Raw genomic sequence first — 25,577 nt, 5'->3', positions numbered from 1 at the left:
CCGAAGAAGGAGGAAGTTACCTGCGTGTGAGGAGGTGGTCGGTCGGCGTCACGCATGCACCCGTGTGGGCCGCGCTGAGAATCGCCTCGGTTGCCGCGACAGCGGCAGCGCCCTCTCGCAACGTCACGATGTCGTTGGGAAGGCCGAGCAGCGCGTCGCGGAACGCTTCGTGTTGGCTCTGATAGGGCTCGGCGCCCGGCACCTCGTAGCTCGTCACCTTCCCCGGCGCGGAGACCGTCGGCTCGCCATGTGCGTAGTGAGTGAGGGTGCGCGTCAGAGCGTCGGCCGTCACCCAGCCCTGAGCGGTGTGCACGGCGACCATCCGCTCCTTGTACGGCGAGATGCGGCTGACCTGGAGGTTGGCGATCTCACCCCCACTGAGGCGCATGGCGGCTATGGCCAGATCTTCGTGGGCACGTCCCTCGAGACAGCGGACGTTGCCGGCGACGGAGGTGATCTGGCTTCCGGTGAGCCACATCGTCAGGTCCACGTCGTGAATGGCGATGTCGGTGACGACGCCGACATCACGAACCCTGCCGGGGAAGGGACTGTGGCGGCGAGTCACGACCTGGTAGACCGCGCCGAACTCTCCCGCGCGTAGGCGTAGGCCCAGCTCTCTGACCGCCGGATTGCGCCGTTCGGTGTGCCCGACGGCAGCGATCAGGCCTGCGTCTTCGAAGGCTTTGACCAGCCGCATCGCCGCCGGCAAAGATGCGCCCAGAGGCTTCTCGATGAGCGCAGGGACCCCGGCCTCCGCAAGGGCCAGTCCCATCGGCTCGTGCTCCGCCGTCGGCGTCGCGACGACGCAGTAGTCGAGCTCCAGCTCAAGCAGTTCCTCAAGGCTGGACACCGCGGGTACGCCGTCGAACGCCGCCCGGCGCGCCGGATCGATGTCGGCGACCGCGACGAGAGTGACGCCCTCCAGCGAGCGAAGCACTCTCGTGTGCACGCTGCCGGCCCATCCGAGGCCGACTACCGCTACCCGCAGGGGTCTCGTCATCTGTCTTCCGCCGCTGAGCGTGGAACGGGGGCACCGTTCCAACTCGCGATTCGGTCGCGCTCGCTGCGGAGCCAGTCGGGGATGGCTGCCGGTACGGCTCGGAGCCACTCGACATAGCGGGCGATGCCGTTCTCCACCGTGATCTGCGGTTCCCAACCCAGAACCTCGGTCATGCAGGCGATGTCCGCACAACCACCGAGCGGGTCCTGAGCGGGCCGGGGAGCGTCCTGGAACTGCGCATCCGGAAAGTGGGCACGGACCAGCTCGGCGACCCGCCGTACGGGGGTGACGCGGCCGGTGCCGAGATTGATGGTCTTTCCACTGGCGGTGTCCGCGGTCAGGGCCCGGCAGATGGCAGTCGCGACGTCCTCCACGTGAAGGAAGTCGCGCACCTGGCGCCCGCCGTTGTTCAGCGGCAGGCGCTGGCCGATCGTGGCGTACATCGCGAACTGGGCGATCACCCACGAGTAGGCGCCGGGCTTGGGGATCTGGCCCTCGCCGTAGACGCTGAAGGGGCGCAGTACGACATGGTCGACCTGGGCGGACCCCAGGAGGAAGCGCGTCTGCCACTCCCCCCAGGCCTTCGCGGCGGCGTACAGGTTGAGCGGACTGTACGGCTGGTCCTCGCTGAAAACCTGGACAGCGTCGCTTCCCGCGGTCCCGTGGCCATAGACCTGGGCAGAGGAGATGAACGCGAAGCGACGCACGTGCCGAGAGCGGGCCACGGCGCGCAGCACCGTCTCGGTGCCCGCGATGTTGGAGTGGAAGGCGGTCGCGGGATCGCGGGTGCAGCCGGCGACCGTCGAGTACGCGGCTGCATGGATGACGTAGTCGCTCTCGTCCACCAGGACTCGGACGAGGTCTTCGTCGCAGATGTCGCCGACCTTTAGTGAGGGGTCGTGGTCGTCGACGCCGAGCAGAGCGAGGGTCGCCCTGTCGTAGCCGCTCAGGTTGTCCAGGACGGTGACACTCGCCGCAGCGGTCTCCAGCGTGCGGCGCAGTGCCGAACCGATCAGGCCGGCACCGCCGGTGACCAGCACGCGTGACCCTTTGAGGGCAGTGAGCCAGTGATCCATGTGATCTCGTTTTCTCCGAACAGGTCAGGAGCAGACGAAGGAACCGGTGAACTTGGTGAGCGCGAAGTAGCCGTTGCTGTCGATGACGGCCTGGACTCTCGCCCGCGCCCGCTCTCGCAGCTCCTCGAAGAAGTCCTCGCCGAGATCTCCCGGCTCCGACGCCGCACAGCAGTAGTTGTGGGCGGAGTAGAACGCCATGAACGCTTCGGCTCTGGCGAAGCGCAGCTGGTCCTGCCAGACGCGCAGTTCCACGTGCGGGAAGTGCGGGCGCAGGTACTCCTCGCCGTTGGTCAGGGAGATCCGGGCCTTCGGCGTGGCCTTGAAGAGCCGCTTCGGCGCGTCCATCTCCCGCAGGACGGCGAAGTGCAGCTCGTACATCTCGACCATGGAGTCCGTGCGGTCGGTGGTGAGCACGAACTTGCCGCCTTGGCGCAGGACGCGTCTCACCTCGCCGAGGCAGCGGTCGATGTCGGGGACGTAGTGCATCATGTACGTCGCGATGACCCGGTCGAACGAGTCGTCGTCGAAGCACGACAGGTCGTCAGCGCTCCTCTCCACCCATTCACATGGAGTGGCGACACCGGCCAGCCGCGCTTCGGCGGCCCGCAGGACGCCAGGTGCGATATCGAGTCCCGCGATGCGGCCGTCGGCCAGGCGGGGGCGTAGCTGCTCCAGGACGAACCCGTTACCGCACCCGATGTCGAGCAGAGCCTCGGAGCCGGAGAGCTCCAGCTGCTCAGCGAGGTGGTCGATCAGTGACAGGGGATTGGTGCGGTAGCGGTTGTGCGCGAGCTGCTTGCCGTCCAGCATCCGGGTGTCCGCGAAGAACACGTCCCGAGCGTCCTTGGCGGAGAGCTCGAAGAACTCCTCAGGGATGACCTCGGCGGCGAGCTTGTCGACCTCCGGCGTACGGAAATCCATGGCGCTCCCTTTCAGGGACGGTGGGTTGGGATGTGCCGGCCACTTCGTGCCGACGTATTTGTGGGGCAGCAGGCCGGCCAGCGGGATGCACCTGCCGGCACCTGCGACGGGGACCACTGCCTTCAGGTCGGGCGCGTGGTCGAGCAGGAGTTCCCGACACAACCCGCAGGGAGGGACGATGCGAGCCGGCCCTTCCTCGGTGGGCTTCGGGAAGCGGACCGCGGCGACCGCCACCAGAGCTGCTCGGGTGGCCATGCGCGCGGTCCCGAGGGCGACGGCTTCTGCGCAGACGGCTGCCCGGCCGACCATGGCGTCGAGGTGCAGGCCGAGGTGTACGCCGCCGTCGGCGTCCAGGATCGCGGCGGCGATTTGATGGCGGGCGAGGACGTAGCGCGTCGCGATCAGTTCGTACGCGGCGCTCACCAGGCGGCGGCCGGTCTCGTCCTGGCAGGTGCCGCTCGGGTCGGCGCTCACCACGGCCGTCACGCCGCCGCTCCGGAAGCCAGGAAGTCCTGATGGATCCGTGACTCCTGCGGGCCTCTCGTCCCCTGGTACTTGCCGTTGTAGAGGATGACCTCGCCCTGGGTCGTCCAGAAGGTGACCTGGCCGATCAGAAGGCCAGCGTAGATGCGGACGGGCTGCACGGCGTGTAGCTGCAGTGTCCACTGGTTGACCGAGCCGATGTCGATCAGGTCGGCCGTGACGTGGACGAACAGGCCGAGGCGGGCGATCCCCGAGCGTGCTCGGATGATGGGGACGTAGCTGTCGCTGCCCATCACCTCGACCGTGCTGCCGAGGTAGATCCGGTCAGGCCTGAGAACCAACCCCGTCTCCGGGATGGTCAGCTCCTGCGCAGGGTTGGGACGGCGGACGTCCAGCATCTCGTCCGCGTACACCTTCAGCACGGGCCCGAGCCGGAAGTTGTAGCTGTTCGGATTGACCTGGTCGGGGGAGAAGGGCTCGATCGTGATGCGCCCGGCGTCACGCTGGCGGGCGATCTCCGGCCCGGTCAAGATCATGATTATGGCTCCTTTGATCACTTCATCAACCTGAGACCAGCAAGCGGGGATAGGGAGTGACCGCCTCGGAGAATCGGCCGAAGTGGCCGTCATAGGGACGCTTCTCGCCGGAGGCAGCCCAGAAGGAGACCTGGCCGACGACCATGCCCGCGTAGACCCGAATCGGCTGGCAGGCGACGATCTCCAGCGTCCAGTGGTGAACCGCGCCGAGATTCCCCAGGTCGGCGGAGACCTGCAGATAGACACCGAGCCTGCCCAGGGAGGACCGGCCGATCAGCGACGGCACGTAATCAGGGCTGCCGATGCGCTCGGCTGTGGTGCCGAGGTACACGCTCCCGGGCCGGAGCAGGAACCCATCGTCAGGTATGGGCAACTCGCGCAGCGAGTGCTCACCCAGGGCGTCGATGACCGGGCTCTCGTGAATCCGCAGAGCCGGCCCGAGACGGTAGTTGTAGCTGTTGGGGTTGACCTGGTCGGGTGAGAAGGGCTCGATCGTGATGCGCCCGGCCTCGCGCTGCTTCACGATCTCGGAGCCGGTGAGGATCAACGCAGCACCTCGCGTGCCAGTTCAGCAGCACGACGGCGCAGCAGGTGCACGTCGCCGTCATTGATCACCCGATGGTGTGGCTCGCAGGTCGGTACAGCCTCGGTCGGATGGTCGTCGTTGCCCGGCGACAGGTCGTTGCGGGCGGCCTTGCGGGTGCGGCGCAGCTCCTCCGGTGCCGAGACTTCGACGAGAGTGAAGTGCAGAGCACGCAGCGCCTCGACGTCCGCTGCCCGCATGTCATCGCACAGCGCCACCCCGTCCGGATGCAGGGCGGCGGCCTGGGCCAGGCGCCGGGCGAACGGTTCGGTCAGCGCCGCGGGGTTGATCCGGCGCAGGTGAGCCGCCAGGTCGTTGAGCAGCAGCCCATCCTGTTGGCTCCCGTCCGTCATCGGCCGCCCAGCGAAGGTGTGGATGACGGCCTGAAGCGTGTACAGCGGGGCGGCGAGCTTGAGGGTCACCACCGGCCTGCCCATGGCCGAGAACTCCCTGTTGAGGAGTTCGGCGAGCGTCGACTTCCCGGCGCCGGGCTTTCCGTACAGAGCAACCTTGATCACAGCAGGGTCCTGAGCAGCGAAGGGATTGGTAGGGCGCGACGGCGGAGGGCCAGGCGGGGGCCCTGGCCCCACGCCGTCGCACCGGTTCATCGGCCGGCCTCGGCGAGCACACGCTCGACGCGGTCGACTGCCACAGCGAGATCGCGTACGGGGGCGATGCGCTCCGGCCAGGGGAAGTAGAAGCACCACTCACCATCACCGTCGGCGGCGACCATCACGCTCTCGCTCATCACGGGTGCCGCGACGTTGATGACGCGCAGGGAGGGTGCCCGGTCCGTGCCGCTGAGCAATCGGGCGGAGAAGCCCCGGCTCTCCAGTTCGGCGCCCAGCTTCTCCAGCCAGGAGACGGCCTCTTGGGGATCGATCGTCATGACGAGTCTCCCGAGAAGCAGGGGACCGCGATCTGACCGCGCCTGGGAATGGCGAACCAGACGGACTTGCCGTACACGCCATCCCTCGTCGGGAACGGAACGTCATGTCGGCAGCCGCAGCGGGCTCCCGACACCTCACACACGATGGCGAGCCCGCGGCCGTGTTCCTCTTCGGGGCCGGCCACGCGCATGACCGGGTTGATGGTGCCGCCGTCGAGCACTTCGACATGAAGCTCGTCCTGCTCGGGCCGCAGCACCAGCTCAAAGGGCGCATCTCCGTACAGCACCGCGTTGCCTACAAGCTCGCTCACCATGAGAACGGCGTCGTCCACCAGGTCCGACTGGAGGCCCAGGGCGGTGAGCGCACCTCGGATCAGCTGACGCGCCTGAGCCGCTGCCCGGGCGTCCTCTCGCAGCGGCCAGGCGGCAATGATGGCCGACCATTCCCGGACTAGAGTCACCAAATCCGCCTCCCTCTGCTGAGCGTGTGGTGCCCCAAAGGTGTCGCGACACGGTCACTCGCGGTAGCGAGAGGCGACCGCGCCGAAGGGTGGTGAGTCCGCATCAGAGGTGCGGCGGATTCACACATGGATGGAGCCACTACGGCTAGGATTTCTGATTTACCTTCGGCATATGCCTGGTCACGACCTGGAATGCGCCAGGAGGATCCGGACGGGGAACGCGCACAAACCCCCAAATGGGATCGCGCAGGACATACGCGCCTGCTGCGGCCATTCAGCCCTGAAAGCACATCGACTGGCCAGGGGCTGGACGATTGAGAAGGCGGTCGAGTCCTTCCACGAGATGTGCGCGCGTGAAGGGCTCGGTGCTCGAGGTCTCACGGTCCGTTCCTGGATCGAGTGGGAGGGCGAGCATCTGCCGAGCGCCGACTATCAGGATCTGCTCTGCCGGCTGTTCCTCACCAATCCCGTGCAGCTGGGGTTCGTGCGGTCGTACGCCCCATCGGACGAGTCGGCGCGACCACCGTTGAGCCGGCGGGCCCTCATCACAGAGGTGGCGCGCGAGTCACTCACGCACGCCAGTGAGGCGCAGCTCAGCGACATCAGCGCGATCACCCTAGAGCACCTCGAAGACGAGATCCGCCGGCTCGCGAGCGAGTACGTCTACGGCGACCCGCTACCGCTCTTCCACCGGATGCTTCACCTGCGCGGCGAGGTCTTCCGGCTCCTCGATGCGCGGGTCCGCCCTGGTCAGGCCGCCCAGCTCATGCTGCTGGCCGGTCAGGTGTGCGGGTTGCTCGCCAACGCGAGCCTCGACCTCGGGGACCAAGCGGCCGCGACGTCTCAGGCGAAGGCCGCATGGACCTATGCCGCGGTCATCGATCACCAGGCGCTGCGGGCGTGGGTTCGCGGGCTGCAAGCGATGATCGCTTACTGGAGCGGCTCCGCCGACGTGGCCGTACGCCTCGCTCAGGATGGCCAGCGTTACGCCCCCAGCCGTTCGGCCTTCGCGCGCCTGGCCAGTATCGAGGCCTTGGCGTCCGCGGCAATGGGCGCGGAGGCGGAGGCTGTCCGCGCGATCGGAGGTGCGTGGGATCACAAGGGCGACTACGACGAGATCCACGACGGCGTCGGCGGAGAGTTCCGCTTCGACCTGGCCAAGCACTCCTACCTCGCTGCGGGCGCCCACGTGCACCTGCGCCACGCCGACGCAGCCATCACCTACGCGGACCAGGCCGTCTCCCTCTACCAAACGGGGCCACCCCATCTTCGGGCGTACGGGAACGAGGCGATCGCCTACTCGGACCTCACATTGGGGCATCTTCTGAAGGGGGATCTGGAGGCGGCGACGGCTGTCGTGACCAACGTCCTGGCCCTGCCAGAGCACCAGCACATCGACGGCCTCGCCCAGCGCCTGCAGGGAGTACGCCGCTGGGTGAGCACCGAGCCGCAGTTCCGCGGGTGTTCGTACGCGCGCGCATTGGCCGAGCGCATCGAGGACTTCCATGCTTTTGGGTCGAGAGGAGAGCTGGCACGATGACGGCCGTGCTCACGGAGACCGGCATCGTGTCCGCGCTCTGCCACGCGGCCGGAGTCGACCCTCGCGGGGCGAGCCTCGTACGAATCTGCGCGAATGTCGTCTACTACCTGCCCCGGGTGAACGCCGTCGTCCGCATCGCCTCGGTGGACATGGCGGCCAAGGCCCGACGGGCGATCCGCATGGCGCACTGGCTCGAAGACATCGGGTTTCCGGCGGTGCGTGTCCATGGGGATGTCCCCGAGGCCGTCGTCGTGGATGGTGCCGTCGCCACCTTCTGGCAGTACCTTCCGCAACCCCGCCAGGCTCCGTCCGTCGTACGGCTCGCACCGCTACTGCGCCGACTGCACAAGGAGCTGCCTCCCTTCCGGCTGGCATCGTGGGATCCGGTATCGGATGCGCGGGCCAATCTTCAGCTGGCTGTCGGCACGCTCGCTGATCGCGATCGCGACTTCCTCCTGCGGTGGTGCGACCGCCTGGATGTGGAGTTGCCCTCCAACCCCTACCGGCTGCCGAACGGCCTGATTCACGGCGACGCATGGGCGGGCAACCTGCTGTGGGATGGTGAGGAGGTCGTGCTGTGCGATCTCGACCAGATGTGCCATGGGCCGCTCGAATGGGACCTGGTGCCCACGGTGGTGAACGGCCTGCGTTTCGGCCATCCCGGCGCTGAGGAGTTCCTGGGTTCGTACGGGTTCGACGTCATGGCCTCGGAGTCCTTCTCGCTGCTCCGGCAGGCCAGGGAGCTGACCATGCTGACGGGGGCGCTGCCAGCTCTGTCGAGCCGGCCGTCCATCGCACACGAGATCAGCAGAAGGATCGCCAATCTGCGCGATGCCGGCCCGCGCCGATGGACCCCGTACGAGTAGCTGCGCGCTCTCGAACGGTGACGTACCGTTGAAGCCGACCCTGCTTGGGAGGGCCCCGAGATGGCCAGGCATGGACACGACGTCGAGTGCGCCCAGCGCATCCGCATGCTCCGGCTTCTTCAGGCGCCTGATCCTCCGCCGCTCGCATTGCTGAACGCGATCGCCGCCGAGATCGGCCAGTGCTGCGGACATCACCCGCTCAAATGCTTTCGATTGGCACATGGATGGAGCAGCGCGGAGAAGGCCGTCCAGGCGCTGCACCGGATGTGCGAAGGACAGGGGCTTGGCACGCGGGGCCTGACCAAGCGATCCTGGCTTGACTGGGAGAGCGGGCACCGGCCGGGCGCGGACTACCTCGACCTGCTATGTCGGCTCTTCCGGACCGGCCCGGTGGAGCTCGGCTTCGCCACCGACTACACACCGGGTGTGAAGATGTCGGTGCCCGCGACGGAACGAGACGTGTTTATGAGCGCCGCCAGCGAATCCAGCGACCACGCAGCGGAGATCGAGGCCGCGGCCGTCGGACCGAACGCCTTGGAGCAACTCGGCGACGACACCCTCCGCCTGGCCCGGGCGTACGTGTACGAACCACTGCTTCCGCTCTTCGGTGAGCTGACCCGGGTCCGCAACCGCGCGTATCGGCTGCTGGATCGTACGCGGAACCCCAGGCAGCAACAGGACCTGTACCTCGCGGCCGGGCAGCTCTGCGGGCTGCTGGGCAGCGCGAGCTTCGATCTCGGCTACCCGTACGCCGCGGCGGAGCAGGCCAGGGCCGCCCGTGTCTACGGAGAGGTCATCGGCCACAACGAACTGTCGGCGTGGGCCGACGGACTGCTGGCCTGCGTGGAGTTCTGGGCTGGCCGCCCGACTCAGGCGCTCCGGTTGGTGGAGCGAGGACTGGCTATCGCTCCCCCCGGTACGACTCGCGTGAGACTGCTCAGCATCGCCGCGCGAGCGTCCGCCCTTCTTGGCGACGCTTCCGGCACTCGTGAGGCAATCCTTGCCGCCCAGGACGCCCGTGGGCCGCGGGGAGAACTCCACGACGAAGTGGGTGGAGAGTTCGGCTTCGACGAGGCGCGGCAAGCCTTCTGCGCGGGCTCCGCATACCTGAGCGCGGGGTTGGCGCCAGAGGCAGAGGCCGAGTGCCAGCGAGCGCTTAACCTTTACCGGTCGGCTCCGGAAGAGCAGCGCTGGTATGCCGCCGAGGCGAGCGCATCCGTCGACCTAGCCGCCGCCCGCCTCCTCGCCGGCGACATCGACGGAGTCGCCGACGCTCTGGCCCCTGTCTTCGCCTTGCAGCCAGACAAACGGGTTGAGGGCCTGGTCAAGCGCATGGGGCAGGTCCGTGCCTCTCTCGCTTCCATCGCGTCTCGCGAGGCAGGTGCCTTGGCGGAGAGGATCGAGGTCTTCTCGGCGGAGACCGCCATCCTGGCCCTACCGGCGATTTGATGCATGCACGTTTCCCGAAGGGTGACAGTCGCAATCCCTGCTCACCATGGCACGGCAACCGATCCATGCGTTTCCAACCCAAACCGCAGCAGGTCTGCCTCCGGCCACCGCCTTCCTCCTCCATTCACCGCTTGGCTATGTCCAGCAGCCCAAAGGTGTCACCAACATAAGCGGCGGCCTGGTACAAGCGTTCGACTCCGAGACGGTCGCCATCCTCCTCCCATATCGTGGCCAGGATCTGCAGGGCGAAGGTGTCGCCGGCCTCGGCGGCGGCTCTGCAATCCGGCTCCGTCTCCTGCTCCCAGATCCTGATGACTAGCCAGGCGCGACGCCAGCGAGTAACTCTTGGCGCCGCTGCGGTCGGACGTTCGGCGCTCATGCGTCCTGACGAGTGGAAATCCGCCGTTCCGCCTTCGGCTGCCCGTTCTTGCGCCCCTGCCGCTGCTCTGGGTCGGGTTCTGGCCCCGGTTCCTGTGCGATTTTCACAACGCTGAGGCTGGCGGCGCGGGCCCGCATGGACTGGCTCGTGTCGTAGGTAATGAGCATCACCCGGCGTCCGGCCAGGGACTCGATGCGCAGCGCCGCGTCCACAATTTCGTCGTCAGGGACGGGTAGCCGGGTGTGGCCGGGCGGGTCGAAGACGATCTCCACGGTCACCCGGCCGCGCGGTATCCCGCCGTTGTTCAGCGGCGTGTAGTCCTCCGGGCGAAGTTCGCCGGGCTCGCTGGGGTTGCGGAGCCGGGCGTCGAGCACCTGAAGGGTGTGCCGGGCCCGCCATCGTTCATGCTCATTCTTGGACTTCTTCAGGCTGTCGAGTTCGTCGATCACGATGATCGGTAGCAGCAGATGGATCGGCTCCTCGCGGATGCCAAGCTGACCCCGCAAGTCCATATCGGCGATCTTGTCTGGGTGCTGGATGAACATCGAGGTGTCAGGCACGACGAACACGCCGTCGCGGGACCAGCGGATGATCTGGTGTTTCAGGGCTTTGACAGCCGCTTCGAGGTCAGACACCCGCTCGCTGAGTTCGGTGTTGATCACCCGCTGCATGGTGCCCTGAACGAGATGAGGCGTGGTCAAGGGCTGAAGCATCCAATAGCGGCGGGTGAGGACCATCTGGTCGAGGTCAGCGGAACTGATCCTCTCCCGCAGGGTATAGACGGCGTCATCAACCCACCTCAGATAAGCGTCATGCTGCAGGATCACGTCGCCGCCTGCGCCCCTCGCGTTGATCGCCCCTGTGAGGACGCTGGTGAGGGCTTCGACAAGGGTGTCCCGATCCACTCCAGGACGTGGCGTGATCAGCATTCCCGAATCGTCCCAGAATATGGCTGAGCTATCAGCTGATTTGGGTGGCCTGGGTCGGGCGTCGGCGGCACTCGTGCCGAGCAAGCCAGCATGCCATCCCAACCGCCACTGATCTTGGCCTAGGAAATCCGGAATTTGTCACCCCAGGGCGGGGCGCCTCTGGGAGAATTCCCCCGAGTCGGTCGAAGTGCTGGAGGCCGGTTCTTCGATGTCTGGCATTCGCCCTTCCTGATGGGGCGTTATGCCCCCCTTTGGGTGTGATGGGGGCCGTGTCAGTCGGACATCACCGCAAGTAGTACCCATAACCGAATACGCAGGGCACGCTTTGTGAGGCGTTCAGGCACGTGACCTTGCCCGTGTTGATCAGGACAACCGGGAGTCTAGGTCGTTGTGTTTGAGCGCTTCTTCTGTGTTCGGGGGAGAAAGGAAGAAATGATCGTCAATGCTCAACGGGCAAGACCAACCGGAGGCAGCTGAACCGGAACTGGCTGAGCAGGCCGGGCGGACGGTCCGGGCAGCGTTGGGAAGCTGGCCCGCGACCATCCGCCTGGGCGTTCTGGGCCTGTTCGCCGCAGGCTCGTTCGCCGTGTACTACCTGGTGGCTCATGCGTCCTCGCAAGAGCCGCCGCAGTGTCAGGTTGACGTCGTCGTCCACGAACCCGCCAAGGTTGGAGGCCAACAACGTGCGTAACTGACCTACGAACTGTACGCGGATGAAATTGCGTCGGCCCCGGCTTTCCCTGAGGAAGCCGGGGCTTTCGCTATCACGGGAAGTGCACCTGTTCGCCCGCGGGTGGGACGAGTACGGCGCGGACGCGCGGGATGAGACGTCGGTGACGTTGGCCAGCCTGCTGCCCTGGCAGGGAGGGAGGTGAACACCGGCCTCGCATCTGGCCATGCGTGGGCGATCGCGCCGACGGCCAGGCGCACGTCGCGGCGGACCCGGGCGCGATCGAGGCCTCTCCGGAGGACTTCCACTCCCGGAAAGGAGCGTCCCGAAAACGGTGGTTTCCGGGACGGCTCTGCAGGGTCGCACGTCCTGTCCTGGGTAACGGGTTCGTGACGGTGTGGTGGGGTATCGCGCGTAGGCGGCAATCTTGGGAGCGTGTCCTCCTCCCCCTCCTCATCGCCGCCGCCAAACTTGTCCCCTCGTGGTGGGACTGGTCGCCGTGGGCCGGGTTGGTGGCTGGCGGGACTGATCGTCTCGGTGCTGTTGGTGGCGGCCGGGGTGGTGGAACTGGTCGCCGACCCCTTGCACATCGACGCGGGCGTGTTGGACGTGCTGGACAAGCGGGCCAGTTTCCTCGGCATGCTGCTGGGTGCGGCCGGGCTGGTGGTCAGCGTCTGGGGGCTGCGTCCCGGCGGGGATCCGGCCCCGCCGTCGGCGGGCGGCCCGTCGTCGACGGGGGCGGGTTCGCCTGTGGTGGGCGGGGCGATGTCGGGCGGGATGATCGTGGGGCAGGTCACGGGCGGCCAGGTGATCGGCCCCGGCGGGGTGTCCGGGAGTGGGGACCGCGCGGTCGTGGTCGGCGGTGACGCCAGAGGGCCGGTGCTGACGGGCGACATCGCCTCGTTGACCATGACCACGGTCTCCCCGCCTGCACCGGCGCCGGCGCTGCCGAGTGTGTCCGCGGTAGGGGTGCCTTCCGGTGGGCTGATGGGCATGCCCAGGGTGCCGTCGCGGGTGTTCATCGGCCGTGATGACCAGCTCGCTGAGCTGGGCGAGGCGTTGCGGTCGGGGCCGGGGGTGATCGCGCAGGCGGTGGTCGGCCTGGGCGGGGTCGGCAAAAGCGAGCTGGCGCTGCATTACGCCCACACCCGCCGGGCGGACTACGAGCTGGTGTGGTGGGTGAGCGCCGACACCGTGGAGGGAATCCAGGCCGGGCTGGCCGAGCTGTGCCGCGCCCTGTGCGTCGCGGTGGGCGGTCAGGCGGGCCAGGCGGCGCGTCAGGCGCCGGAGCAGGAGGCCGCCGCCTGGGCGCTGGCCTGGCTGACCGGCATGTCGGCCCGGTGGCTGATGATTTTCGACAACGTTGAGGACATCGATCACCTGCAGCCCCTGCTCGGACGGCTGACCCGCGGGCATGTGCTGGTCACCACCCGGCGCGACGTGGGCTGGGAGGACCTGGCGACGGTGATCCGCCTGGACGTGCTGCCCCGGCCGGCCGCGGTCGACCTGCTGGCCGAACTCATGGGCCCCGCCGTTGCTGGCGACCGTGAGGCATTGGAGGAGCTGGCCGGCGAGCTGGATGGGTTGCCGCTGGCGCTCAAGCAGGCCGGCGCCTACATCGCCCACACCCCCGGCATCACGGTCGCGGCCTACCTGGAGTTGCTGCGTACCGCCCCGGCCCGGGCGCTGACCGCGCACGTGCGCCCACGGTCAGGGCCCGGCTCTGACGCCCAGGAGGTCGTCGCGCGGGTGTGGGCGGTCACGGGACAGCGCATCGGCCAACAAAGCCCGCTTGCGGCGCGGGTGTTGCGGGTGCTGGCCTGCTACGCCCCCGACGAGCTGCCCTGGACCGTCCTTCACGGACTGGATGGCGCGGGCCCGGCCGAGGTGGCCGAGGCACTGGGGGTGCTGGCCTCTTACAGCATGATCACCCGCTCCCCGGACGGGCAGTTGGTCAGCGTGCACCGCCTGGTTCAGGTCGTCACCCTCGCCGGCCTGTCCAGCCACGAGGGCGCCGAGGCCCGAAGCACCTCGGCCAACCTACTGCAGGCCGCCCTCCCCGAGGACCCGGAGCGCACCTCCTCCTGGCCCGTCTACGCGAGGTTGTTGCCACACGCCCGCGTCGCCCTACCGGCCGAATCTCCTGGCATGCGCACTGTCGTCAACTACCTGCTCACCAGCGGTGACTACCGCAACGCCAAAACCCTCCAACACCGCCACGCAAGCGCTTTGCAAGACGCCCTCGGCTCTGACCATCCGTCCACGTTGATCGCCCGGGCGGACCTGGCCTATCTGACGGGTGAGGCAGGGGAAGCGGCGGCCGCGCGGGATCTGTTGGCGGAACTGGTGCCGGTGATGGAGCGGGTGCTGGGTGCCGAGCACCCGGACACGTTGACCGCCCAGGCGAACCTGGCCGCGTGGACGGGGGCGGCGGGGGATACGGCGGCCGCGCGGGATCTGTTGGCGGAACTGGTGCCGGTGATGGAGCGGGTGCTGGGTGCCGAGCACCCGTCCACGTTGATCGCCCGGGGCAACCTGGCCCGGTGGACGGGTGAGGCGGGGGATGCGGCGGCCGCGCGGGATCTGTTGGCGGAACTGGTGCCGGTGATGGAGCGGGTGCTGGGTGCCGAGCACCCGTCCATGTTGATCGCCCGGGGCAACGTGGCCTACGTGACGGGGACGGCGGGGGAAGCGGCGGCCGCGCGGGATCTGTTGGCGGAACTGGTGCCGGTGATGGAGCGGGTGCTGGGTGCCGAGCACCCGTCCACGTTGATCGCCCAGGCGAACCTGGCCCGGTGGACGGGTGAGGCGGGGGATGCGGCGGCCGCGCGGGACCTGTTCGCGGAACTGGTGCCGGTGCAGGAGCGGGCATCAGGACCGGAGCACCCGGACACGTTGACCGCCCAGGCGAACCTCGCCACATGGACGGGGATGGCGGGGGATGCGGCGGCCGCGCGGGACCTGTTCGCGGAACTGGTGCCGGTGCAGGAGCGGGCATCAGGGCCGGAGCACCCGTCCACGTTGACCGCCCAGGCGAACCTGGCTACATGGACGGGGGTGGCGGGGGATGCGGCGGCCGCGCGGGGCCTGTTCGCGGCGCTGGTGCCGGTGCGGGAGCGGGTGCTGGGTGCCGAGCACCCGTCCACGTTGACCGCCCGGGGCAACCTGGCCTGGTGGACGGGGATGGCGGGGGATGCGGCGGCCGCGCGGGACCTGTTCGCGGAACTGGTGCCGGTGCGCGAGCGAGTGTCAGGACCGGAGCACCCGGACACGTTGACCGCCCAGGCGAACCTCGCCACATGGACGGGGATGGCGGGGGATGCGGCGGCCGCGCGGGACCTGTTCGCGGAACTGGTGCCGGTGCGCGAGCGAGTGTCAGGACCGGAGCACCCGGACACGTTGACCGCCCGGACCAACTTGGACTACTTGAGGAAACAGGCGAGAGGGTACCGGTGGCTGCGTCGCTATCGCTAAGCGGGCGTGTTCGTGGGCTGGTGGCCGGCCCGTAGCTCGCGCAGGTCGGGGATGTGGTTGTACAGCGTCCCCGGGCTCACCCCCAGCAGCTTGGCGATCGACGTAAACGAGTGCTCGGGGTTGGGCAGCAGGTCGCGGGCGGCGCGGATGAGGTCCGGGGTGACGACCGGAACCGACAGACCTGCCCGTACCTCAGACCTTCTTCTGGGGACACGAGCCGCGCGCATCCGGGCGGACAGACCCCGAGTTCAATACCGCGTACATGTACAACACCATTGCCGAGCCGGGAGTGCAGTGGCGAGTTCCCGACGTGCCGTACATCGTCGAGACGTTCTGCACGGCCGACCACGCCATCGTGTCTGGCTACCGGAGTACAGCGTCAGGTCAGATCGAGGCGATGCTGGAGAGCATCAACCCCCCGGTCTCCGCGTGGGGATTCGATGTCTACCGCGCCGCGATCTATGCCTTCTGCTCCGCGCTTTCCCTGACTCACGCGGGTGACGACATCCGTCCGGTGCTCTCGTCCTTGCTGTACGACTTCTGGATCACTCCAACTGAGGAGGAAGCCGCAGCGTGGGGGGCATACCCCTACGACTCCGACCCCCTCGGCAGGGCGACGCTGCCACTGGCCCGCGCTTTCACCGAACAAGAACTAGAACCCCTGCTCGGCGGTAGTGGCACCTTCGACCAAGGGGACCGGGCGTGGCTGCAGGGGTCCCTCGCGCTGAGCGGTCCGGCTGGCAGACAGGCGGCAACCGTACTGTTTCCTCACTACAGCACGCTCGGCAGCCCCGCGACCGACTGACTTACTCAGCAGCGGTCCCATGCCTCCAGAAGTTCGTGTTCCCGTTGGAGGGACAGTCCGTGATGCGCTTGGCGGCCGTAGGCCAGCGGCCCGTTGGTCTCGGTGAGCCACAGGTACGTGTCACGAACGGTAGCCGCGATCGGTCGGCACGTCAGGCCGGCGGCTGCGGCTGCCGCAGCGCCCACCTCCCACGTTCCCCGAGGAGTACGCCACAGGGGAATCTCGGTCCACTGCCTCACGCCGTGCTCGACGAGGAACGCGTCGTCCACCCACGCAAACTCCGCCTGCGAACCCGTCACCGTACGGCACGCCTCGAGCATCTCGCCGAAGGTGGCGTGCCCCCGGGGTGCGGTGACGTTGAACACCCCCGTCGTTCCGCGCTGCAGGCACCTGAGCGTGAAGGCCGTCAGGTCCCGGATGTCGACAGGCTGGATCTGCTTGGCCGGCTGGCCCGGGGCCAAGACCCGGCCGTCCTGAGCTATCCGTCGCAGCCACCAGGTCAACCGGCCGACGTTCTCCTGCGGCCCCAGGATCACCCCCGGCCGCAGGACGGTAACAGGGCCCTCGAACGCCTCCTGGACGGCGCGTTCACAGCCGGCCTTGAAGGCGCCGTACTGGGCGGCGGACCAGTTCGCCTCATCCTCAGCGGTGCCGGCGGCATCCGGTGGACAATCGTAGACAGCGCTGTCCTCGTCGACGGGCTCGGCCGGCCAGCCCGGATACACCGAGATGGTGGAGAGGAAAACGTACGCGCCCGCCCTGTCAGATAGGAGACGCGCGGCGTTTCCCACAACCTGTGGAACATAGCCGCTGGTGTCGACTACCCAGTCCCATTCCCGTCCCTGGACCAGGGACAGCAGGTCGGACCCGTTCTCCCTGTCTCCGCGAACGACCTCGGCTCCGGGTACGGCCTTCCCCGTCCGGCCCCGGTTGAAGGTGGTCACCCGATGCCCCTGGGCGAGGGCCTCCTCGACGAACACCCTGCCCACAAAGCGCGTACCGCCGAGCACCAGAACCCTCATGCCCCCGATCATCACGCAGGTAGGCAGTGGCGTCGACAGGATCACCACTCCCAGAGACGGCCAGCAGCCTTCCGAGCACCCCTCCTGATAGCCCACCGGTTGGCCATCCTGCTTAACCCGGCGCCTCTAGGGGCGTATTTCCCCTGGTAGAGCTGCTGGCGCCAAGGCCGGACCTCACCCCGACTCAAGAGCTGCCAAGGCACTTACAGATGTTCTCGGGGGGAGCCCGCGAGACCCCAAGCGACTACTTGAAATGGGATTCAGAATGCCTATTGCGAACCCACTTATAAAATACCCATCGCCATTCAAGCGCAGCAATCGGCCCCACTCTCCTTGCATTCTTCCCATATGCGCCTACCAGCTCCGACCAGGTAAAACATAGTAAGAATGGCCGCAGCCTCATTGATTCGATCTCCGTTTCGCGGTTCAATTGGATTGACCAAGAAAACGGTGACACACGCAATCGTGTGTCGCGGACCAATCGGAGATCGATCATGGCGAACGGAGTTCCCGGGAAATGCGTTCCCGCTAACGTCCCCGGTGCCAGCCTCAACCCTGAGGATATGGCGCGCGTAGCGGCGGACGACTGGGCAGAGATTCAAAGGCTCGCGCGCGGCTACTGCCGCACCGTCGATGCCACTCGTTCGCGTAAGCGAATGGACGGAAGCGCAACCATCGTCAAGGGCGGGCACGCGCCGTACGGAACCGACGATGTATCGGACGACGTCACACAGGACGCCGTTCTTCTCTTCGCTCAGCGCCTGCGTGACGTGCTCGCGTCCTGCGCCCCTACCCCGGACAGCGGCTCTACCCGGGAGGCTCAGGCATGGGTCTACGTGCGCCGGGACGGCGCGGAAATTACGATCACGCGGACGACTCTGCAGCGGTGGGCAGTGCGCGATGCCGCTGCGCGGAACGGCTATCGGGTCGACGTTCCGGCTGATGAAATCGACACGACGCCGGGGGCTCAGCTCATGCGCGGCGTTCCGCGCACGGAGACGGTTACGGGGGCAGCTGTCGCGTTCTGCGTGTCTCAGCACAGCGCAGAGATGTTCCGCACCGCGTTCGGGGACGGCACAGACTTCCCCGTCCTGCGTCGGGCTCTCAGTATCGCGGCTCAGGCTGATGACCTGGGACGTGCGGGCGTTCTCGCCAAAACTGCGCAGTCCCAGCACGGCGGAGCGTACGGGTCCCGTCGTGCCGTGATCCGGGTACGGGACGCCGGACGGGCCGAGTGGCGAGAGCTGTCGTCCCGTTTGGACGACGCCAGAGGCGCCATGGTGCTCGGAGGCACCGAACCCACAGAGAACTAGCCACAAAGCTGCTAAAGGGCTCCAGAGGACCGCTCTGGAGCCCTTTAGTTATCGGCGCGATGTGACGGTGCCCCGGTAGGGCTGGAATCGAGAATCTTGGGAACGGCGGACGGTCGGGACTTCACAGGAACCGTATTTAAGTGAGAGCGGAAATCGTCGGTGCGCGTCTAACGCGCCCCCGGCGTGATGTTCGCCCTCGCGCCCATTCTACGGTTCACGTAGCTATTACCGCAGGACGGGCGACGGCCGGAACGATCGGGCTGTCGGTGCGGCGCGCGCGGCAATGCTGCGCAATTGTTGCCACGCGCGGACGGTCGGGTCGTTCCGGCCACCGTATTTAAGTGAGAGCGAAACGCGCCGCGAGAGCACCGGGAAAGTCCGGACCGCGATACGCGGAGATTCGCCGTCCTGAAAGTGCCGTCTACCTGGTTCACGAGCGTGACCACCAGCAGCGCAAACGGGGTGATCGTGTGGAGGTGGATTCTGCCGCCCGGGCCAGCTGGTCCGTGGGAGACCTGACGGTGTGCGGCGGGGGCCGCGTGATGCGGGTGGCCGCGTTGGGTGAGGTTCGTCCGGATACCGCGACGTTGGTGTCTGCCGCCGATTCTGGCGGCGTGTGTGAGTACGTGGTGACGGTGGCGCTCACGCGAATGCCCACGGCCGCCGAGGTCATCACTTGTCTCGGTTGCCTGGCCAAGACCCATCTGTGGATCGACGCCACGCACACCAACCGGGCGTCGGGGGCGCGTGTGCGGTTGATCCGCTGCTCGCGCTGCTTCGCCGATGCCCTTGAGGTCCGGGACTGCGAGATCCACGCGGTCAGCGCGACTGTACGGCCGCATCACCTGGCCCGCCGTCGCCGGTGCTGACGGCCGCCATTCCACGTTTCTGAAGCCTTTGGAGTCGCCATGGCGATGACGCATGCCCTGACCCTGCCACTCGGGTGGGTCATCAGCTCCCGGCTGGTGCCCGCCTGGCAGATCGACACCGATCACCTGCTGGAGCTGGAGGCGGCCGGGCGGACCGATGACGGCCGGATCCGCTGGCGGTACCGGCTGTCGCGTCGCCGCCGCACGATCTTCTCCGCGTCCGACGTCTGCTCGGGTGTCGGCGCGGTGCTGACGCCCGGTGAGCTGATCAGCGCGGCCCGGACGGTCCTGCACTACCTCACGCTGCGGCCGGGCGACACCGACACCGACTACTTCGACACCTACACCCGGCCGCAGCTGGAGTGGCGCGACCGGTACGCCGAAGAGCTGTCGATCTACGCCATGGACGAATGGTGCGGCTACTGCGGCGGCGACCACGCCTCGCCCGGCTGCCCCTCCCGTTGCGGGGGCTGAGCATGGGCCGGTGGTACGGGCTCTGGCACGGCGGCAACGGATACAGCCCACCACAGCCCGATGACCTGGAGGAGTTCACCAGCCTGGCCGAGGCCCGAAGCAAGCTGACCGACCGGCACCGGTACGGCTACTGGCAACCCTCGCACTTCGCCTTCACCCATCGGGAGGCGGCCGACGTGCTCACCCCGTGCGTGGGGGAGGACTGCGAAATCACCTTGTACGGCTCCGCCGACGGGCTCGACTACCCCGATCGGCGGATCTTCCTTGGCCCGCGCGGCGGCGTCCGCGTCGAGCGCTGCTGACCCTGCCGTTTCTCGTTCCGACTGCCCTCGGCTGACCGCGCCGGGGGTTTCTTCATGTTCAGGAGGACAACCGATGACCTCTGGTCTGGATCACACCGTTCGGCTGAGCCGCCCGGTCGACTTCATCGCGATCGTGCCCTACATGCTGGGGTTCCACCCGCAGCGCAGCATCGTCGCGATGGCGTTCGAACCCGGCGCCGACCCCGACAGCACCACGCGGGGGCTGCGGTTCAGCGTGCGGTTCGACCTGCCCGGCAACTCCGAGGACACCCCGGAACTGGCCCGGCACCTGGCCGAACTGCTCACCCGCAACGGCACCGAGCGGGCGATGCTGATCGGGTACGGCCCCGGCTGGCACGTCACCCCCGTGATCGACGCGGTACGCGGCACCCTGGCGGAGGCGGGCATCGACACGATCGACGCCCTGCGGGTCGACGACGGCCGCTACTGGTCCTACACCTGCCCCGACCCCACCTGCTGCCCACCCGACGGCGTCCCCTACGACACGGGCACCAACCCGGCCGCCGCGGCGGCGGTGTTCGCCGGGTACGTCGCCCGGCCCGACCGGGCAGCCCTCACCGCCATGCTCGCCCCCACCGGCGGCCACGACAGGCAACAGGTACGGGCTGCCACCCGGCAGGCCTGCGCCCGGGCGCGCACCCTGCTCACCTCGGGGGACGGTCACGACTGGTATCACGAGGGCCTCGACCACATCACCGCTGCGCTGGACCGCACCCAGGCCGGGCAGGAGTTGTCCCCCGGTGAGGTCGCCGAGCTGAGCGTGCGGCTCACCGCGATCCTGGTCCGCGACGCCGCCATGACCGTGATCGGCCGCTACGACGACGGCACCCACACCCGGTTGTGGACCCAGCTCACCCGTAGGGCCGAACCGGACTTCGCCGCCCCGCCTGCCGCGCTGCTGGCGTTCCTCGCCCTGCGCATCGGAGACGGGCCGTTGGCGCGCGTCGCGGTGGAACGGGCGCTTGAGGCCGACCCGCGCTACAGCCTGGCGGGCCTGATCCGCACCGCGCTGGACTGCGGGCTGTCACCGGAAACCATCTGCGGCCTGGACTTCGCGGGCATGGCCGACGAGATCGCCGACAAGGCCGCCCAGTGCCCGGACGGGACCCGCCCGGTGCTGCCGGAGGGCTGGTGACCGGCATGGGCAACGCCTCCACCCGGTCGGTCACCCTGACCGGTCTGTCCGCGCACCTCATCGACATCGACGCCGACAACCACGCCGGTGCCGGTGCTGCGCCCGGTGATGCGGGGTTGCATGTGGTCGGCCTGCCCGAGCTGTCGGTCTGGCCCGCCCGCGCTAGGATCCGCGCGGCGATCCTGAACAGTGGGACGTCTTGGCCGGACGTGAGGATCACGGTGAGCGTGACACCGGCGCTCCCGGTCTATAACGCGGCGGCCGATCTCGCCCTGGCCGTCGCGGCGCTGGCCGCCGCAGGCTTCATCCCACCCGAACGGATCGCCGGGCGGGTGTTCCTCGGTGAGCTGGCGCTGGACGGCCAGATACGCCCCATCAGGGGCGTCCTGTCCATGGTGGCCGCCGCGGTCCGGGCCGGAATCAGCACAGTCGTCGTCCCCGCCGCATGCGCGCGGGAGGCGGCACAGGTGCCCGGCGCCGTGGTGATCCCCGCAACCCGCCTGACCGACGTCGTCGATGACCTCCGCCACGGAACCCTACGCAACCCCCCTGACCACGGGTCGGAGGTCGCACCATCGTCGCCGTTCACCGTCGACCTGGCCGACGTGCCTGGCAACCCGACAGCCCGCCGCGCGCTGGAGGTCTGCGCGGCAGGCGGGCACCACCTGTTCCTGTCCGGCGACGGCCCGTCCACGATGCTCGCCGAACGCCTCCCGGGCATCCTGCCGCCCCTGACGGATGAGACCGCCCGGGAGGTCGCCGAAATCTACTCGCTGGCCGGACACGCCCACAGGGCGCCGGGGATCACGCCGCCGCTGTCGGCGCCGCATCACACGTCCACGGCGGCGGCGATCTTCGGCAGCGTGGCGGGCAACCGCCCCGGCGCGGTCTCACTCGCCCACCGCGGCGTACTGCATCTGGCCGACGCGCCGGAGTTCGCCCGCCCGGTGCTGGAGGGCCTGTGCCGGCCACTGGACAGCGGACAGGTCCACCTCGCCGGGCTGGGCTGCAGCGTCCGCTACCCGGCGCGCTTCACCCTGATTCTCGATGCTCGTCACTGCCCATGCCCGGAAGGGCAGGACTGTGCCTGCATCCCGGAGGTCAAGCGCCGCTACTGGGCACGTCTCGCTCTGCTCATGTCGCGCGTCGCCGTACGCGCACCCGTCGAGCAGGGGGACACCAGCGCGCGGAGAGGTGAGCCGAGCGCGACGGTGGCCGCGCGGGTGCTCGCCGCCAGAATACGGGCGGCCCACCGGCTGGCCGACACACCATGGCAGACCAACGCCGAGATACCCGCACCAGACCTGCGCACCCGCTTTCCCGTCACGCCGAAGGCCGCCGAGCTCCTGCGAGCCGCGGTCAATGCCGGGCTCGTGACCGCTGACGGGCTATCAAGGCTGCTGCGCGTGGCCTGGACATTGGCCGACCTGCGCGGCGCTGACCGCCCTCACGCCGACGACGCGGCGGGAGCCCTCGACCTGTGGAAGGGGGCAGACAGCGATGCAGCCCGGTGACCGCGTCCTGGTCCGCCCCTCCTTCCACATCCCGGTACGCCCGTGGTGGACGGAGTCGTACCAATCGCCGTTCTACTACCCGGGCACCGTGACCCAGGTCAACCCACAGCGCGGACGCGCCCACGTCGAACTGGACGAGTCGCTCTACCCCACACCTTGGCGAGACCACATCCAGCTCTTCCACCTCAACGAGATCCACAGGCACGTATGCCGCTGCCAGGAATGCGCGAAACCCGGCCGAGACATCTACCGATACCGCGCCGAGCAAGAAGACCTACGCAAAAAAGACCAGCCGTGAGCATTCCGGCTCGACGGGCGATGCCCTGAATCAAATCAGCCACTAAACCCGTTACACCTGCGCCGTAGACGCAGATCAACACGGGTAGCGGCCTTGACGGCGGACGTTCGGACCTCGCCGCCGCCCGCATTTATTTGTAAGCCGGAACGGGCTAGCGGCGGTATCCCCGCCCGTCGATACTCCACGCCCTTTTCCCGGGCGAGACATCCACCTTGAACTAATCCAACGCCTTGAAAGGAGCGTGCCCATGAACGCTTGGGAGATCGAGGAATTGGTGATCGAAGTCGCGGAACATCTCGACGGCTTCACACCGCTCGTGCGGTCGGGACACCCCGCTTACCTGGTAGGTCCCGCCGGTGCCCGGCTCGTCGTCCACCCGCTGTGGAACCGACAGGGCCGCATCCGCGTACTCGGCGTCTACCCCGACGGAAGCAGGAGCGTGCTGCCCGACCAGAAGCGACACGAGATCACCGTGACCGCGGCCCGAGGTGCCGTATTTATCGCCAAGAAGATCGAGCGGCGCCTCCTGCCCGGCTACCGGACCGACCTGGCCGCTTGCCGCGAACGCCTGGCCGCCAGAGCCACGCAGGACGGCACCCGAGCCCAACTCGCCGGAACCCTCATTACGTTGCTGCCGGGCGCGAGGTTGATCGACAACGAGCGCGCGACCGTCATTTCGTGGCGGCTGGGCACTGCCTCCGGCACCTTCACCATCCACGGCGATGTCACCGCCACGATCCAGATCGCCGCCGCCGACCGCGAGCTCACTGAACGCATCGCTGACGCCGTACGCCACCGCGCGAGCTAACCGGCGCACCACTGCTGCCGCCCTTCTCATACACACCGAACGGAGATCGAGCATGTCCAAGGAGACGCTGGAGTGGCTGAACGCCAACACCCTGATCGGGTACACCGCCGCACGCGGGACCGCCTGGCACTACCGCGCCAGCATGCAGGGCGAGGAAGCCAACCACTACCCCGGGCCGGTTCCCGTCGACGACGTCAGACGCCGCCTGTTCAGCTGGGAGGCCCTGTCCCGACCGATCTACGTCGAAGACCCCGTCACCGGCGGCTTGGCCACCGTCCCCGAACGTCAGGCCATCGTCCGCAGCGACACCGGCCACGTCATGGGCATCTTCTCCGACGCCTACGAGCCGCACCCGTACGTCGAATGGCTGGTCAACACCATCTCCCGGCTTCTGGACGACGACCTGTCCATCGGCTCGGCCGGGCTTCTCAAGGGGGGAGCGGTCGCCTGGGTCTCGGTGGAGGTACCCGAGAACATCACCACCCCTGAAGGCGTCGAGTTCCGGCCACACCTCATCGGGGCGACCTCATTCGACGGCTCTTTGGCGACCACCTTCAAGAGAGTCGTCACAAACGTGGTGTGCGACAACACGATGGCCGCCGGCCTCGCCGAGCACGGCCAGCAGGTGAAGATCAAGCATTCGAAACACTCCAAGCTGCGCCTCAACCAGGCCCGGGACGCGCTCAACATCGTCTACCAGGCCGCCGACGACTTCGCCGAGCAGGTCAAGCGGCTGTGCGAGATGAGCGTGAGCGATCGCCAGTGGGCCGCCTTCCTGGACGAGTTCGCGCCCATGCCCGACGAGCGGGGACGTTCCCGGAGCCTCGCCGAGAACAAGCGCCAGGTCCTCAACCGGATGTGGCACCACGACGACCGGGTCTCACCCTGGGCCGGCTCGGGCTGGGGTGTCATGCAGGCCGTCAACACCTACGTGCACCACGAGCAGACCGTCCGCGGCGCCTGCCGCGCGGAGCGCAATGCGCTTCGAACGGTCACCGGCGGCGTCGACGACCTCGACCGCGAGACCACCCGGATGCTGGAGAAGGTGCTCGGGCGCCCCGTCCTGTCCCCCTCCGCCTGACCGCCCACCTCGTGCGGCCCGCCAACTCGCGTGCGGGCCGTACGAGACATTGCGCATCCGAGCGAGACCTCATCGGGCAGGATCAGAGATGGCGACTGCCCGGGGGTGGAGATGAACGACAAGACAGCGGCTCTGCTCGACGACGTTGTCTCTCGGTTGGAGAAGAGCATCGTCGCTCGCGACTGCCCCGCCATCGTCGTCCTGGACGGGGATCGCCGGCTTGTGCTCAGCGACTATGACTACCTGCGCGACGAGACGACGGCCGCAGCCTTCGAGACGCGATCCGCCGCCAAGGCCCACGAGATCGGCGCAACGCGGTGGGTGCTCGCCGTACCGCAAGTGTGGATGTTCATCCCCCCGAGCACGGTGGCCATGCGCGCGGTGTCGAACCATCCCCTGCGTGAAGGGGAGCAAGAAGCCATCACGTGGATGAGCTGCGACAAGGACGATGGCGTCGACTACGGCCGCGTCCCGTACGCCCGACGCCCCAGCGGGGAACCCGTCTTCGACGACCCAGAAGTGTTCACTGTAGGCGTCCGCCCACATGACACTATGCCGGGCTTCAACTTGCTACAGGCTTACCTGCATGATGAGGCGGGTCATCCTGACTCGTCAGCGTAACGACTCGCCATACCAGTATCACCCGCATAGATAAGTCAGGCTTCGAATCTGCCGACGC

At 68.0% G+C, this 25,577-nt stretch carries 26 protein-coding genes; 14 read left to right on the top strand and 12 right to left on the bottom strand.

Going from position 1 to position 25,577, the window contains the following annotated elements:
• Window positions 1–16: 16 nt before the first annotated feature.
• The 8 genes from HHX37_RS01085 to HHX37_RS01050 all read right to left on the bottom strand — a co-directional run bounded on the left by HHX37_RS01085 (window position 17) and on the right by HHX37_RS01050 (window position 5,949).
• The gene (locus HHX37_RS01085) at window positions 17–1,000 is read right to left on the bottom strand and encodes a Gfo/Idh/MocA family protein (RefSeq protein WP_182884202.1); all 984 of its coding nucleotides are present in this window, start codon (window positions 998–1,000) and stop codon (window positions 17–19) included.
• Window positions 997–2,076, bottom strand: a complete 1,080-nt coding sequence (locus tag HHX37_RS01080) for an NAD-dependent epimerase/dehydratase family protein (RefSeq protein WP_182884201.1) — start codon at window positions 2,074–2,076, stop codon at window positions 997–999. The genes HHX37_RS01085 and HHX37_RS01080 overlap by 4 nt, the downstream gene beginning before the upstream one ends.
• A gap of 24 nt (window positions 2,077–2,100) precedes the next feature.
• Window positions 2,101–3,483, bottom strand: coding sequence for a methyltransferase domain-containing protein (locus tag HHX37_RS37470; RefSeq protein WP_220502525.1), 1,383 nt, complete (start codon window positions 3,481–3,483; stop codon window positions 2,101–2,103).
• Complete coding sequence (locus HHX37_RS01070; RefSeq protein ID WP_182884200.1) at window positions 3,480–4,016, bottom strand: dCTP deaminase domain-containing protein; 537 nt, start codon at window positions 4,014–4,016, stop codon at window positions 3,480–3,482. Before HHX37_RS01070 ends, HHX37_RS37470 begins: the two co-directional genes overlap by 4 nt.
• A 25-nt stretch (window positions 4,017–4,041) precedes the next feature.
• Window positions 4,042–4,563 carry a 2'-deoxycytidine 5'-triphosphate deaminase domain-containing protein gene (locus HHX37_RS01065; RefSeq protein WP_182884199.1) on the bottom strand — a complete coding sequence of 174 codons (522 nt, stop codon included), beginning with the start codon at window positions 4,561–4,563 and terminating at the stop codon, window positions 4,042–4,044.
• Window positions 4,560–5,117 (bottom strand): ATP-binding protein, encoded by a 558-nt coding sequence (locus HHX37_RS01060; protein WP_182884198.1) that lies wholly within the window; start codon window positions 5,115–5,117, stop codon window positions 4,560–4,562. The genes HHX37_RS01065 and HHX37_RS01060 overlap by 4 nt, the downstream gene beginning before the upstream one ends.
• Before the next feature lie 86 nt (window positions 5,118–5,203).
• Complete coding sequence (locus HHX37_RS01055) at window positions 5,204–5,488, bottom strand: hypothetical protein (protein ID WP_182884197.1); 285 nt, start codon at window positions 5,486–5,488, stop codon at window positions 5,204–5,206.
• Window positions 5,485–5,949 carry an ATP-binding protein gene (locus tag HHX37_RS01050; protein ID WP_310740266.1) on the bottom strand — a complete coding sequence of 155 codons (465 nt, stop codon included), beginning with the start codon at window positions 5,947–5,949 and terminating at the stop codon, window positions 5,485–5,487. The genes HHX37_RS01055 and HHX37_RS01050 overlap by 4 nt, the downstream gene beginning before the upstream one ends.
• Window positions 5,950–6,121: 172 nt before the next feature.
• On the opposite strand from HHX37_RS01050, the gene HHX37_RS01045 reads away from it, so the two are divergent.
• From HHX37_RS01045 to HHX37_RS01035, 3 genes are read left to right on the top strand one after another with little or no spacing between them, the layout of a single operon-like run.
• Window positions 6,122–7,489 (top strand): XRE family transcriptional regulator, encoded by a 1,368-nt coding sequence (locus HHX37_RS01045; protein WP_182884195.1) that lies wholly within the window; start codon window positions 6,122–6,124, stop codon window positions 7,487–7,489.
• On the top strand, window positions 7,486–8,355 hold the full coding sequence (locus HHX37_RS01040; protein ID WP_182884194.1) for a phosphotransferase: 870 nt from the start codon (window positions 7,486–7,488) through the stop codon (window positions 8,353–8,355). The genes HHX37_RS01045 and HHX37_RS01040 overlap by 4 nt, the downstream gene beginning before the upstream one ends.
• A gap of 60 nt (window positions 8,356–8,415) precedes the next feature.
• Window positions 8,416–9,804 (top strand): XRE family transcriptional regulator, encoded by a 1,389-nt coding sequence (locus HHX37_RS01035; RefSeq protein WP_182884193.1) that lies wholly within the window; start codon window positions 8,416–8,418, stop codon window positions 9,802–9,804.
• A gap of 124 nt (window positions 9,805–9,928) precedes the next feature.
• On the opposite strand, the gene HHX37_RS01030 is transcribed toward HHX37_RS01035, so the two are convergent.
• Complete coding sequence (locus HHX37_RS01030) at window positions 9,929–10,183, bottom strand: hypothetical protein (protein ID WP_182884192.1); 255 nt, start codon at window positions 10,181–10,183, stop codon at window positions 9,929–9,931.
• Entirely contained in the window at window positions 10,180–11,112 is a 933-nt protein-coding gene (locus HHX37_RS01025) for a PIN domain-containing protein (protein ID WP_182884191.1), read from the bottom strand. The genes HHX37_RS01030 and HHX37_RS01025 overlap by 4 nt, the downstream gene beginning before the upstream one ends.
• 1,207 nt (window positions 11,113–12,319) lie before the next feature.
• Between HHX37_RS01025 and fxsT the strand changes: the two genes are divergently transcribed.
• On the top strand, window positions 12,320–15,256 hold the full coding sequence (gene fxsT / locus HHX37_RS01020) for an FxSxx-COOH system tetratricopeptide repeat protein (RefSeq protein ID WP_182884190.1): 2,937 nt from the start codon (window positions 12,320–12,322) through the stop codon (window positions 15,254–15,256).
• On the opposite strand, the gene HHX37_RS01015 is transcribed toward fxsT, so the two are convergent.
• Window positions 15,253–15,483, bottom strand: coding sequence for a hypothetical protein (locus HHX37_RS01015; RefSeq protein ID WP_259406124.1), 231 nt, complete (start codon window positions 15,481–15,483; stop codon window positions 15,253–15,255). The two genes, fxsT and HHX37_RS01015, sit on opposite strands and share 4 nt — an antisense overlap.
• A gap of 35 nt (window positions 15,484–15,518) precedes the next feature.
• Here HHX37_RS01015 and HHX37_RS01010 point away from each other — a divergent pair, with 35 nt between their 5' ends.
• The gene (locus tag HHX37_RS01010; RefSeq protein ID WP_182884189.1) at window positions 15,519–16,061 is read left to right on the top strand and encodes a hypothetical protein; all 543 of its coding nucleotides are present in this window, start codon (window positions 15,519–15,521) and stop codon (window positions 16,059–16,061) included.
• Window positions 16,062–16,066: 5 nt separating this feature from the next.
• On the opposite strand, the gene HHX37_RS01005 is transcribed toward HHX37_RS01010, so the two are convergent.
• Window positions 16,067–17,083 carry an NAD-dependent epimerase/dehydratase family protein gene (locus tag HHX37_RS01005; RefSeq protein WP_220502524.1) on the bottom strand — a complete coding sequence of 339 codons (1,017 nt, stop codon included), beginning with the start codon at window positions 17,081–17,083 and terminating at the stop codon, window positions 16,067–16,069.
• Between the two features lie 563 nt (window positions 17,084–17,646).
• Between HHX37_RS01005 and HHX37_RS01000 the strand changes: the two genes are divergently transcribed.
• The 9 genes from HHX37_RS01000 (at window position 17,647) to HHX37_RS00960 (ending at window position 25,519) form a co-directional block, all read left to right on the top strand.
• Window positions 17,647–18,396: a hypothetical protein gene (locus HHX37_RS01000; RefSeq protein ID WP_220502523.1), complete on the top strand. Its 750-nt coding sequence runs from the start codon at window positions 17,647–17,649 to the stop codon at window positions 18,394–18,396.
• Window positions 18,397–18,872: 476 nt separating this feature from the next.
• Window positions 18,873–19,265: a hypothetical protein gene (locus tag HHX37_RS00995; protein WP_182884187.1), complete on the top strand. Its 393-nt coding sequence runs from the start codon at window positions 18,873–18,875 to the stop codon at window positions 19,263–19,265.
• Between the two features lie 39 nt (window positions 19,266–19,304).
• Window positions 19,305–19,739 (top strand): hypothetical protein, encoded by a 435-nt coding sequence (locus HHX37_RS00990; RefSeq protein WP_182884186.1) that lies wholly within the window; start codon window positions 19,305–19,307, stop codon window positions 19,737–19,739.
• Between the two features lie 2 nt (window positions 19,740–19,741).
• Window positions 19,742–20,041 carry a hypothetical protein gene (locus HHX37_RS00985; RefSeq protein WP_182884185.1) on the top strand — a complete coding sequence of 100 codons (300 nt, stop codon included), beginning with the start codon at window positions 19,742–19,744 and terminating at the stop codon, window positions 20,039–20,041.
• Between the two features lie 73 nt (window positions 20,042–20,114).
• Complete coding sequence (locus tag HHX37_RS00980) at window positions 20,115–21,197, top strand: DUF4192 domain-containing protein (RefSeq protein WP_182884184.1); 1,083 nt, start codon at window positions 20,115–20,117, stop codon at window positions 21,195–21,197.
• On the top strand, window positions 21,155–22,711 hold the full coding sequence (locus HHX37_RS00975) for a YifB family Mg chelatase-like AAA ATPase (protein ID WP_310740224.1): 1,557 nt from the start codon (window positions 21,155–21,157) through the stop codon (window positions 22,709–22,711). Before HHX37_RS00980 ends, HHX37_RS00975 begins: the two co-directional genes overlap by 43 nt.
• Before the next feature lie 545 nt (window positions 22,712–23,256).
• Window positions 23,257–23,817, top strand: coding sequence for a hypothetical protein (locus tag HHX37_RS00970; protein WP_182884183.1), 561 nt, complete (start codon window positions 23,257–23,259; stop codon window positions 23,815–23,817).
• Between the two features lie 52 nt (window positions 23,818–23,869).
• Window positions 23,870–24,898 (top strand): DUF932 domain-containing protein, encoded by a 1,029-nt coding sequence (locus tag HHX37_RS00965; protein WP_182884182.1) that lies wholly within the window; start codon window positions 23,870–23,872, stop codon window positions 24,896–24,898.
• A 111-nt stretch (window positions 24,899–25,009) separates the two neighbouring features.
• Entirely contained in the window at window positions 25,010–25,519 is a 510-nt protein-coding gene (locus HHX37_RS00960) for a hypothetical protein (protein ID WP_182884181.1), read from the top strand.
• The last annotated feature ends 58 nt before the right edge of the window (window positions 25,520–25,577 follow it).

It is taken from the genome of Microbispora sp. H10885 (assembly GCF_014161415.1).
Taxonomy (GTDB): domain Bacteria; phylum Actinomycetota; class Actinomycetes; order Streptosporangiales; family Streptosporangiaceae; genus Microbispora; species Microbispora triticiradicis.
Note: the sequence above shows the minus strand (reverse complement) of the source record. Positions and strands in the feature narration are given on the sequence as shown.